13 protein-coding genes are annotated in these 9,913 nt (G+C 58.7%); 8 read left to right on the forward strand and 5 right to left on the reverse strand.

Annotated elements, in window-relative coordinates; all coding sequences use genetic code 11:
* The coding region (locus IQ254_RS26605) for a transposase (protein WP_228041121.1) at nucleotides 1-363 on the reverse strand (363 nt) is incomplete at its 3' end.
* 178 nt (nucleotides 364-541) lie between these two features.
* Between IQ254_RS26605 and IQ254_RS26610 the strand changes: the two genes are divergently transcribed.
* A complete protein-coding gene (locus IQ254_RS26610; protein ID WP_193969178.1) occupies nucleotides 542-943 on the forward strand; it encodes a DUF1622 domain-containing protein in 402 nt (133 codons plus the stop codon).
* 393 nt (nucleotides 944-1,336) lie between these two features.
* Nucleotides 1,337-1,867, forward strand: a complete 531-nt coding sequence (locus tag IQ254_RS26615; RefSeq protein WP_193969179.1) for a universal stress protein — start codon at nucleotides 1,337-1,339, stop codon at nucleotides 1,865-1,867.
* Between the two features lie 50 nt (nucleotides 1,868-1,917).
* Here the strand turns inward: IQ254_RS26615 and IQ254_RS26620 are convergent, their stop codons facing one another.
* The 3 genes from IQ254_RS26620 to IQ254_RS26625 all read right to left on the reverse strand — a co-directional run bounded on the left by IQ254_RS26620 (nucleotide 1,918) and on the right by IQ254_RS26625 (nucleotide 3,908).
* Nucleotides 1,918-2,430, reverse strand: coding sequence for an isoprenylcysteine carboxylmethyltransferase family protein (locus IQ254_RS26620; protein ID WP_193969180.1), 513 nt, complete (start codon nucleotides 2,428-2,430; stop codon nucleotides 1,918-1,920).
* A 27-nt stretch (nucleotides 2,431-2,457) separates the two neighbouring features.
* A complete protein-coding gene (locus IQ254_RS32235; RefSeq protein WP_255527035.1) occupies nucleotides 2,458-2,583 on the reverse strand; it encodes a hypothetical protein in 126 nt (41 codons plus the stop codon).
* A gap of 161 nt (nucleotides 2,584-2,744) precedes the next feature.
* Nucleotides 2,745-3,908 (reverse strand): serine hydrolase, encoded by a 1,164-nt coding sequence (locus IQ254_RS26625; protein ID WP_193969181.1) that lies wholly within the window; start codon nucleotides 3,906-3,908, stop codon nucleotides 2,745-2,747.
* Between the two features lie 94 nt (nucleotides 3,909-4,002).
* Here IQ254_RS26625 and pdeM point away from each other — a divergent pair, with 94 nt between their 5' ends.
* The 6 genes from pdeM to IQ254_RS26655 all read left to right on the forward strand — a co-directional run bounded on the left by pdeM (nucleotide 4,003) and on the right by IQ254_RS26655 (nucleotide 9,760).
* Nucleotides 4,003-4,674 (forward strand): ligase-associated DNA damage response endonuclease PdeM, encoded by a 672-nt coding sequence (gene pdeM / locus IQ254_RS26630; RefSeq protein ID WP_193969182.1) that lies wholly within the window; start codon nucleotides 4,003-4,005, stop codon nucleotides 4,672-4,674.
* A 45-nt stretch (nucleotides 4,675-4,719) separates the two neighbouring features.
* Complete coding sequence (locus IQ254_RS26635; RefSeq protein ID WP_228041122.1) at nucleotides 4,720-5,490, forward strand: SH3 domain-containing protein; 771 nt, start codon at nucleotides 4,720-4,722, stop codon at nucleotides 5,488-5,490.
* Between the two features lie 82 nt (nucleotides 5,491-5,572).
* A complete protein-coding gene (locus IQ254_RS26640) occupies nucleotides 5,573-5,791 on the forward strand; it encodes a hypothetical protein (RefSeq protein ID WP_193969183.1) in 219 nt (72 codons plus the stop codon).
* An 88-nt stretch (nucleotides 5,792-5,879) separates the two neighbouring features.
* Nucleotides 5,880-7,028: a glycosyltransferase family 4 protein gene (locus IQ254_RS26645; protein ID WP_193969184.1), complete on the forward strand. Its 1,149-nt coding sequence runs from the start codon at nucleotides 5,880-5,882 to the stop codon at nucleotides 7,026-7,028.
* 31 nt (nucleotides 7,029-7,059) lie between these two features.
* Nucleotides 7,060-8,505, forward strand: coding sequence for an undecaprenyl-phosphate galactose phosphotransferase WbaP (gene wbaP / locus IQ254_RS26650; RefSeq protein ID WP_193969188.1), 1,446 nt, complete (start codon nucleotides 7,060-7,062; stop codon nucleotides 8,503-8,505).
* Nucleotides 8,492-9,760, forward strand: coding sequence for an O-antigen ligase (locus IQ254_RS26655; protein WP_193969185.1), 1,269 nt, complete (start codon nucleotides 8,492-8,494; stop codon nucleotides 9,758-9,760). Before wbaP ends, IQ254_RS26655 begins: the two co-directional genes overlap by 14 nt.
* Here IQ254_RS26655 and IQ254_RS26660 read toward each other — a convergent pair.
* The gene (locus IQ254_RS26660; RefSeq protein WP_193969186.1) at nucleotides 9,747-9,842 is read right to left on the reverse strand and encodes a cytochrome b6-f complex subunit PetL; all 96 of its coding nucleotides are present in this window, start codon (nucleotides 9,840-9,842) and stop codon (nucleotides 9,747-9,749) included. The two genes, IQ254_RS26655 and IQ254_RS26660, sit on opposite strands and share 14 nt — an antisense overlap.
* Between the last annotated feature and the right edge of the window lie 71 nt (nucleotides 9,843-9,913).

Below are 9,913 nucleotides of genomic sequence, written 5' to 3' on the forward strand. Positions count from 1 at the left end.
TCCCCAATCCTCCGCATACATTCCCTCCCCCACAAACCACCGAAAACTCGAATATTCCCACTCGTGCGAGCACCGCACCAACCCATGCTTCACCGGGTTGTAGTGCAAATAATTCAAATGCCCCACCCAATCTGCCTCATCACGAATTGTGTGCTCCCAAAACCGCCGCTGCCAAACATCGCTTTCTCGCTGCCTCTGCCGCGAAAGGCAAACATCCTGGGGCAGCGCACCGCTACCCCGCAAAATCCGAGTAAACAACACTTTTAACCGGCCCACCCGCTTTGAGTAATTGCCGTCGGGCAACGTCCACAAAAAATGAATATGATTGGGCAAAACTACGGCTGCCGTAACATCAAAGGGCATTTATGAACTTCTGGATAGTTGCCCAGGCCACGCTCGCCCCATTGCTCTAGCCGGGGTTGCCCTTAGCGGCGCTACTCGGTGGGTTGGCGCTGGGCTGGCGGCAACGACAGCACTACCGGGTACTGCGATCGCACAGTCTCGGGGCATACTTTAGACAAGCAGTTGTAGGCAAACAAATATGTCGCTAGATGTCGTCGGCACCGAAATTTCGACACTGGTGAGCTCACTCAACGGTATTTTGACCAGCCTGTGCCAACTGCTGGCCCTTTTTGTCATTGCGATCGGCGTTACCCGGGCGCTGTTGATCTTTCTCAAAGACGCCCTCCTCGGCCCCCAGACGCCCGATACCTTTCAGCGCAGTCGTCTGGCCATGGGCTATTCTTTCTCGCTGGGGCTAAGTTTTTTGATTGGGGCCACCATTCTCAAAACCATGATCTCCAGCCGCTGGGATGATATTGCCCGGTTGGCCGCCATTATCGCCGTGCGCACCCTACTCAATTACTTGCTTCTGCAGGCCATTGACTCATCCAACAGTTCGTCTTCCCCCGATCGTTCCCTTTCATCCGGTGTGGTTCCCTAGGGACGCCATTGTTCAACGTTATATTGGTCGGCAACTGCTCGGCTCCTGGTCGGCAACTGCCCGGCCAATGAATGCGAGCCATGATCCCATCATTGTTGACCCATTGCAGCCGCTATGACCTGCGAACACCTCAGTGAGCTAACGGCCGACGCCATCATTTCTAAGGCAAACTACCCCATGTTTCGCTGTGAGGATTGGCTTAAAATTAATGGCCGCTGGGTGAGCCCAGGTAAGGCATTGTTACGACGATGCGCCTGGGATGGCGCAGTTTCCTAGAATAAAACTGTAGCCACATGCCCCTGGCCTGGCTCCATCCGTGACTCTACTGCTCCATCTCAGCAGCCTCAATAGAGAGCCTAAAATGCGGGCCTGCTAAACAGGAGACCCACCGCTATGTTCAAAAAAATTCTGGTTGCGCTCGATAACTCTGCCCATCGGCAAGAGATCTTTCAAAAAGCCCTCGATCTGGCCCAAGCCACCGAGGCCAGCCTGATGCTGGTACATGTTCTCTCACCCTACGAAGAGGGTAGCCCTGGCATTCCCATTCGTTCGTACCAGGCCTACTATCCGGTGCTCGAAGACTCAACCTGGCGACTCTACCAAAAACGCTGGGAAGAATTTGAGGCCCAGGGCATCGCTCAACTGCGAGAAGAACTGGAGTTAGCCCGCCGCGTTGGGGTTGAGGCCGAATTTTCCCAGGCGGCGGGGGAGCCTGCCGCCACCATTTGCAGCGTGGCCAACTCCTGGAATGCCGATCTGATTATGGTTGGCAGTCGCGGGCGGCGGGGGCTGAGCGAACTGCTGCTGGGCAGCGTCAGCAACTATGTCATGCACCATGCCGACTGCTCCGTGCTGGTGGTTCACAGCAGGGCAGGTAACGCTGCCCCGGTGCCCCCGGCAGCCGAAGCTACCGCCTCGACCTGATTGCATCTGCCAATGCAGCCCCGATGAGCAACCCCGATGAGCAGCCTCGATTAATACACCCACGGGATGAGTTTTTTGACCCGTTGGCGATAGTCGCTGTAGTCGGGGTAACGGGCCTGTAGCCAAACTTCTTCTTGGCTGGCCTTAGCATTGAGCACGGCCAGCAGCGCCAGGTTAACGGCCAGATGGCTAAGGCTCAACCGGCCAAGGCTGAGGGCGAAAGTACCTAAAATTAGTCCGCTATAGAGGCTGTGGCGCACCAGGCCGTAGACCCCGGTTTGCACGAGCTCACCGTCGTCGCGGGGGTAGGGCAGGGGGGTCAGGCTGGGGCCGAGATCGATCAGGCCCTTGCCCAGCAGCACCAGGGCCAATAGCGCGATCGCACTGGCCACCCCCCGCAGCCCGTACTGCACGGTCAGCGGCACCAACTCTCGCGCCGCTGAGGGATAGACGGGCACCAGGGCAAACACCACCAGCAGCGCCAACTGGGCCAGCACCCAGTACTCGCCCCGCTGCCCCTTCCAACTGTCGGGGGTAAAACCCCACTGCTTGAGCAAATTCATAGATTGACCCTAGGGTAAGGGCAGGTGTCAGCCTCCCGCTCGCATGGCCAGCAACCCTAAGGAGCAGCCTACCGCCGCAATCATAGCAACCCGCCGCACCAGGCGACGGACTCGGGATGGCAACTGTAACTGCGGTTCAGGGTTCGACATCATAGGGCACACCGTAAACGCTAGAGATCGCTAGTAAACCATGTCGCGGCATCGGTAAAGACAGCTTTAAGGAAAACCAAAGCTTTTTTGCCCCTGGCCTATTTCGCCCATTTCGCTTTGGAGGAGTCGTCCCCGCCTCTCTCCATGGGATAGTCTCCAGCCTCCTATCGCTCCCGCAGCCCCGCCACGATCGCATTGACGATTACCGAGTCATCCCAGGCGGGAGGTTCTTCGCCAATGCGTACAATCACCAACTCCTCCGATGGCATGATGTAGACCCGCTGGTGGTGGCGACCGTCGAGGTAGAACATGTCGGCGGCGGCAAAGGGGGCCGACGAGGCCAGGTTGACCTGGGGGTAGTCGCTGGTGCGAGCTTTCAGCCAGATATGCAGGCCAAAGGTGGGTTCTAGGGGGGAGGGTTGCCGCATTTGCTCGATCCAGCCTGGGGGAATGATCTGGGTCGCGCCCATATTGCCGCCGTGGAGCAGCAGTTGCCCCAACCGCACCCAGTCTTGGGCAGTGGCAAAAAAACAGCAAAACGGCTTCGCGCGGCCCCCGGGGCGATCGAGCCAGAGAAAACCATCCCCTGCCCCCAGGGGTCTCCACAGACGACTGCTGAGGTAATCGCCAAAGGCGACCCCCGTGGCCCTTTCTAGCACAATGCTGAGAATCTGAGAGTTGAAGTTGCTGTAGTCAAACACCTCGCCGGGGGGGCTCTCTAGGGGAATGCTGAGGGCTAGCTTTTGGGCATCAGAGCCGCCGTAGAGCTTGACCAGGTCGGAGCCCAGGGTGTCGGTGCGATCGTCGTTGCGCAGGCCCGACTGCATGTAGAGCAGGTCAGCCAGGGTGATGCTGCCCCTGGGGTCGTTGGCCCACTCTGGCAGGTAAGTGTCTACGGTAGCCTCGATGGAACTAATGTGGCCTTCGTCGATGGCAATGCCGATCAGCAGCGCCAGCAGGGTTTTCACCATCGACATCGAGTTGACCGGGTCGCTGGCCCGGTGGCCCTGCCAGTATTGCTCTACCACCAGGCGATCGCGATGCATGACCAGCAGCGCCACCGAGTTCTGCGCCTCGGCAAACGCCAGCGCCGTTTGCAGGGCCTCGGGAGGAATCTCGGTCGTCGCAGCCAGGGCCAGCGGTGGAGCCTGGGGGGCAACGCCGGGGACGAGTTGCCGGGGTCGATACCAGTCGGTAGCGGTGATCGGGGTAGTGGGGTAGGTGAGCGATCGCGTCACCAGCCGCCAGTCAACCGCCAAGGGCAGCAATCCAGTCAATATCAGCCCGGCCCCTAGCCACAGCTTGGAGGTGAGCAGCGCTTTTGTCATGGGGCAGCCTGGGTCATGGTTTCAGCGGGTCTAGAGCGGCACAGGTGCTACAAATACCTTACATTGGCAGACAGATCTCTGTGCCACCCCGTCGATGCCCTCTGCCCTGCCCGTCGTTGAAACCCTAACCGTTGGCGCTACTCAGCTTCAGCTCTTACCCGAGCGGGCCGTCTACAGCCCGGCCCTGGGGGCGCTGCTGGTGTCAGATGTGCACCTGGGCAAGGCCGAAACCTTTCAACACCATGGCTTGCCGGTGTCGAGTCAGGTCAACCAGGCTACCCTACAGCGGCTAGAGCAGTTGTGCGATCGCTACCACCCCACCGGGCTGTGGATTTTGGGGGATCTGTTTCACGGGCGCGACGCCATGGCCGACGAGGTAATCGATGGCTGGCTGCGGTTTTTGCACCACACTGGGGTGAACGCCCGGTTGGTTTTGGGCAATCACGATCGCCATTTGCTCGATCCCCTCAGCCAGCTCTCGGTGGAGTGCTTTGTCGAAGCCGTCGAGGTTGAGGGGCTGCTGCTCAGCCATGAACCGGGCGAGGGTACCCATGGCCTCAATATTTGCGGTCATATTCACCCCTGTCTGCGGCTCAATCGGGGGTGCGATCGGCTGCGGTTGCCCTGTTTCCACTGGCAGCCCCGGCATCAGCGCCTGACCCTGCCCGCCTTTGGCGAATTTACCGGCGGCTACGATATTGCCCTAGCGGCAGACGAGGTGGCCTACGTAGTCGCCGAGGGGGCTGTGGTAGGGTTTGAACGGTAGGCCAAACGGTATGCTAGATTTCTAGGATTTCTGTGGGGATTGGTCATGGTCAACAGCAACCGGTGGATGGCATGGGGGCTGTGCGGCGTGTTGAGCCTGGGGGCGATCGGCTGCTGGGGCCGCAACCAGACCGAGGAGCCGCCTCCCGAAGTCGGTGAAACAACCCTATCGGCCCCCGACGAAGCGACCTCGACGCCAGCGTCGAACCCCAGCCCTGCCCCCCTGCCGCCTGAGCCTGGGGTCGGCGGCACTGGCACGGCCATCAACCCGCCCCAGACGGCCCAGCTGATTGCATCGCAACCCGGGGCCCAAATCAATCTGCGATCGGAGCCCACTACTGACTCCGAGGCCAAGGGCTATGGTGTAGTGGGTGACTCGGTGCAGCTGCTGCGATCGGCCCAGGCCAGCGATGGTACCTGGTACTTCGTTAAATTTGACCAGTCCCAGGCCGAAGGCTGGATTCGCGGCGACTTTATCAACACCGCTGGGATAGCCACCCCGCTTTCCCAGCGCGCCAACCAAAGCAACACCTGCGAAGGGCTGCTGGAAAGCGTGACCTTCACGGCTTTCTACGACGACAACGGTTTTCACCTGGTGCGTTTCACCAACCTGGAGACCAAAAACAGCTTCGACGGCACCCTCAGTCGCCAGGGCAGCAGCAACCAGGGGCAGCCCCTATACCAAGGCACCGCCAGCCCGCCCAACGGCGGCAGCTACCCCGTGGAGATCATCGACCTGTCGGGGGGCGAGCCCACCCAGGGCTCCCAGATCGCCATCGACTACGCCGGTATTACTGGCTCTGGCACCTGCAAATAACGCTGCCCAGCTCCGGCCAAATTTTGTGGCGGAGAGGCTCCCTGATAAGATTGGAGCGTGACTATCGCAAGGAGCAGTCTCCATGGCTAACGAAATGAGCGCCGCAGAGCAGCAGGAGCTAGAAAATCTGCGGCAGATCGTTGAGCGGGCGATCGCCGATGGTGTGCTGACCCAAGCTGAGCGCGATGCCATTATCGCCGCCATGCGCGCCGACGGCAAAGTCACCTACGAAGAGCTAGCCCTGGTGCGGCAGCTGGTATCCGACAAAGTCGCCACCGGAGAGCTCAAAGCCGAGGGATGAAGCTGACTGGCTAGCTAGTTCATAGGGCTAGTCATCGCGATGGTTTTCCCTGCTTGCGCTCTTACCCTTTTCTCCGCCCCCTGCATTGATGTCATCAGAAGCTTTACCAACCGCTGTAGCGGTGGTGCACGAGTGGCTCGTCAGTCGGGCCGGTTCAGAAAAAGTTGTCGAACAGCTGTTGAAAGTCTGTCCCCAGGCCGACCTTTTTAGCCTGGTTGAGTTTTTAGAGCCTGAGGCCGCTTCCCTAATCCCTCCTGGCACTCGGTTACAGACCTCATTCATACAAAACTTGCCCTGGGCTCAACGCCACTTTAGGCAGTATTTGCCGCTCATGCCCCTGGCGATCGAGCAGTTTGATCTGTCGGCCTACGACCTGGTGATCTCCAGTAACCACGCCGTCGCCAAAGGGGTGCTGACGCGCCCCCACCAGCTCCATATTAGCTATGTCCACACCCCCATTCGCTACGCCTGGGATTTGCAGCAGCAGTACCTTCAGCAGGCGGGGCTCACCAGCGGCGTTAAAAGCGCCCTCACCCGGCTGATTTTGCACTACCTGCGGCTGTGGGACCTGGCCGCCGCCCACCGAGTCGACTGCTTTGTAGCCAACTCCCGCTATGTTGCTCGCCGCATCTGGAAAACCTACCGCCGCCCGGCTACGGTGATCTATCCGCCCGTTGCGATCGATCGCTTTCGCTGGCAGCAACCGCGAGCAGACTTTTTTCTGACGGTGTCGCGCTGTGTGCCCTATAAACGGGTAGACCTCACCGTAGCTGCGTTTAACCAACTGGGGTTACCCCTGGTGGTGATTGGCGATGGGCCAGCCCTAGCGAGTCTCCAACAGCAGGCCCGCCCCAACATCACCTTTTTGAGGAACCCCACCGATGCGGTGGTGTCAGATTATATGGAACGCTGCCGGGGGTTTATCTTTCCGGCTGAAGAAGATTTCGGCATTACTGTCGTTGAAGCCCAGGCTGCCGGAGCCCCGGTCATTGCCTATGGCCGGGGGGGCTGTGCTGAGACCGTTGTGGATGGCAAAACCGGGGTGTTGTTTAAGCACCAAACCGTTGATGACATAGTGCAAGCCGTCACCCACTTTAACCAGCACCGGGCAGAATTTGACCCTGAAACAATTCGTTGTCAGGCTGAAACCTTCTCTGAGCCAAGATTTTCCCAAGAGCTTAACCACTATCTGGCGCAGAAGTGGCTGAAATTTCAGCAGGGGGATGAATTAGAGTAGTGTCGGTGTTAAAGGAGTCATGGGGAAATTTATGTTTCCTCTAGAACGCTCAGTACGGCCCATTATGGTGTCGTTACGGATGTCAACCCGGTCTTTACCGATGGTTGCCATTCTTGGCCTGTCTGATTTTCTGGCGTTGACCCTGGCTGGGGTGGCGGCTGTATACCTACGTTTAGCCTGGGGTGGCCAATATGAAGCAGCACTGTACGCTCCGCTATGGCCGTTTGTAGGTCTATTTTTGCTGGCTTATACCGCAGCAGAGCTGTACCCAGCGGTGGGGCTGAGCCCGGTGGATGAACTGCGGCGGGTCTGTCTTTACACCACGTTTACCTATCTGGTGCTTGGGGCCGGGTTGTTTTTAACCCGCGAGAGTGAGACCTATTCTCGGGGCGTATTTTTGCTGGCCTGGGTACTGTCTCTCGGCATGGTGCTACTGGGGCGATTGCTGGCCAGACAAATCTTTGCTCGGTATCCCTGGTGGGGCTACCAGGTGCTGATTTTAGGGGCAGGGTGCACCGGGGAGCTGGTGGTTAAAACCCTTAAAAACCAGCCCAATTTTGGGTTTAAGCCCGTGGCGGTGCTAGACGATCAGCCCCCTCGGGTCGACAGCCTTGCTGGGGTGCCGATTTTGGGGCCGCTGTCGATGGCTCCCCAGCTGGCCCATCGCCACGATATTCACTACGCCATTGTGGCGATGCCGGGGGTAAAGCGAGAGAAATTGCTGAGTCTGCTAGAGCAGTATGGCCGCACGTTTCCGCACCTGCTGATGATTCCTGACCTGTTTGGGGTCGCGAGTCTTTGGGTCAGCTCAAAAGATCTCGGGGGAATTTTGGGGCTGGAAATTCGTCAGCAGCTCTTGTTACCGGGGCCAAGGTTAATTAAGACCCTGCTAGATTTGGGGTTGACCGTGATCGTCGGGATTCTGTTGCTGCCGCTGCTGGCGGCGATCGCCCTGTTGGTCAGGCTAGACTCGCCGGGGCCGCTGTTTTATGGTCATCACCGTCTCGGGCAAAACAGCCTGCCCTTTGTGGCCTGGAAGTTTCGCACGATGGTGCCCAACGCCGACCAGGTGCTAGAGCGGTACTTTGAGGCCAACCCGGCGCTGCGATCGCAGTGGAGTCGAGACCACAAACTTCGCTACGATCCTCGCATCACGCGCATTGGCCAATTTCTGCGGCGCACCAGCCTAGATGAGCTGCCCCAGCTGTGGAATGTGCTGCGGGGTGAAATGAGTCTGGTGGGGCCGCGCCCCATTGTTGAAGAAGAAATTTTTCGATATGCAGAAAAGTATGGCCTCTACACTAAAGTATTACCGGGCATCACTGGCCTTTGGCAGGTGTCAGGGCGCAATAACGTGTCCTACGATGAGCGCGTTAATTTGGACGCCTATTACGTCAGAAACTGGTCGGTGTGGTTAGATATTTACATTTTGCTGAGAACAATTTGGGTGGTTTTGACTGGCGATGGAGCCTACTAGCAGAAAAAATGTTGGGGTAGGTGGGTTTACCCTAGAGCGGTTGGTCTCGACCAGTTTAGTGGTGTTGCCCTACTTCATCTATGGGGCCGTTATCACCCTAGGGAGCTTTTTGATCGCCAGCCTGCACCGCTGGAGTCGAGAGATTGGGCAAATACTGTATCGCCAAGGCTGGGTATGGCTGGCCCTGGGCTTTGGGATTAATGTCGTGCTGTCCCAGGCTCCGGGGGAGTCGGCGGTACAGGCGCTCAATTTTGTGCCATTTTTTGTGTTTTATGCGGCGGTTGCCGTGGCCCTGCCGACCGTGGCCCGGCCTCTCCGCGTCTTGAGACATTGGGGCGTGGCGCTGTTGGTGGCCACGGTGCCGATCAACCTGGCCGCGATCGCCGAATTTTATCTACGGGCCCCCAGCAGCCTCAGCCGCTGGGGCAATCACCCGGGTCTACAGTGGCTATACGCCCAAACCGACTACGGCCATCGGGCCAGTGCCGTATTTGGCCACCCCAATGCCCTGGCCAACTACATGGTCATTGTGTTTGGCTTGGGGTTGGGTCTCTGTGCCCATTACCTCAGCCGACCTGGGCTGAGGCGTCAGGGGCTATGGCTCGGCGGTGCCACTGCCCTGGTGCTGGTGGGCATCTTTTGCTCTGGCTCGCGCAGCGGTCTGTTAATTGCTGGCCTCCAGTTGCTGCTGTTTGGCGGGTTACTACGGCCCTATCGATACATCTTTTGGGCGGGTCTGGGGGCGATCGCGCTGATGACCGTCAGTGCTTTAATCTGGGGCATCGGCGGGCGCACCCTGGGCGAGGCCTTTGCCACCGTTTCTCTGCGGTTTAGCATCTGGCACATTGCCCTCGATATGATTCCCCAGCATTTTTGGTTTGGCAGTGGTCTGGGCACCTTTAAGCAGCTCTACAACCCGGCTGACTTTCCGGTGGTTAACGATTTCTTGCCCCATGCCCACAATCTCTGGCTCATGCTAGCCGTGGAGGCCGGCGTGCCGATGGCCGTCGGGTTTACAGCCGTGGTGGGCTGGGTCGTTGGCCACAGCACCCATGCCCTACTGCGGCACCCACTGGCTACCGATAGCACGGCTTTATTGGCCGGTTACCTGACCGGGTTTGGCGGCACAGTCGCGTTTTCTATCTTTGACCTGGCCTTTTATGACGCCCGCATCAACATCCTCGGCTGGCTCATGCTGGGCATTATTCAGGGCATGGGGGGGCTGGCCGCTAGGGCAGCACTCAAATCAACTTGACCAGCTTGAGGCCAAAGTACAGGCCCATGGCCGTGCCCACCATGACCGACAAAAAACCGACGTAGGCCACTACACCGCCCATAGTTTCTACTCTCCATAACAGCTACAGTTTCTATTGAACCACGGTGGGGGAATCGAGAGATGGGGAGGTGG

The organism is Nodosilinea sp. LEGE 07088 (assembly GCF_015207395.1).
Taxonomy (GTDB): Bacteria; Cyanobacteriota; Cyanobacteriia; order Phormidesmidales; family Phormidesmidaceae; genus Nodosilinea.

What these genes read in the sequence shown, in the direction of transcription:
- pdeM (WP_193969182.1), top strand. Translation starts at nt 4,003, where the DNA reads ATGCCCTCTGCCCTGCCCGTCGTTGAAACCCTAACCGTTGGCGCTACT.
- wbaP (WP_193969188.1), top strand. Translation starts at nt 7,060, where the DNA reads ATGTTTCCTCTAGAACGCTCAGTACGGCCCATTATGGTGTCGTTACGG.
- IQ254_RS26635 (WP_228041122.1), top strand. Translation starts at nt 4,720, where the DNA reads ATGGTCAACAGCAACCGGTGGATGGCATGGGGGCTGTGCGGCGTGTTG.
- IQ254_RS26645 (WP_193969184.1), top strand. Translation starts at nt 5,880, where the DNA reads ATGTCATCAGAAGCTTTACCAACCGCTGTAGCGGTGGTGCACGAGTGG.
- IQ254_RS26655 (WP_193969185.1), top strand. Translation starts at nt 8,492, where the DNA reads ATGGAGCCTACTAGCAGAAAAAATGTTGGGGTAGGTGGGTTTACCCTA.
- IQ254_RS26615 (WP_193969179.1), top strand. Translation starts at nt 1,337, where the DNA reads ATGTTCAAAAAAATTCTGGTTGCGCTCGATAACTCTGCCCATCGGCAA.
- IQ254_RS32235 (WP_255527035.1), bottom strand. Translation starts at nt 2,583, where the DNA reads ATGATGTCGAACCCTGAACCGCAGTTACAGTTGCCATCCCGAGTCCGT.
- IQ254_RS26610 (WP_193969178.1), top strand. Translation starts at nt 542, where the DNA reads ATGTCGCTAGATGTCGTCGGCACCGAAATTTCGACACTGGTGAGCTCA.
- IQ254_RS26660 (WP_193969186.1), bottom strand. Translation starts at nt 9,842, where the DNA reads ATGGGCGGTGTAGTGGCCTACGTCGGTTTTTTGTCGGTCATGGTGGGC.
- IQ254_RS26620 (WP_193969180.1), bottom strand. Translation starts at nt 2,430, where the DNA reads ATGAATTTGCTCAAGCAGTGGGGTTTTACCCCCGACAGTTGGAAGGGG.
- IQ254_RS26625 (WP_193969181.1), bottom strand. Translation starts at nt 3,908, where the DNA reads ATGACAAAAGCGCTGCTCACCTCCAAGCTGTGGCTAGGGGCCGGGCTG.
- IQ254_RS26640 (WP_193969183.1), top strand. Translation starts at nt 5,573, where the DNA reads ATGGCTAACGAAATGAGCGCCGCAGAGCAGCAGGAGCTAGAAAATCTG.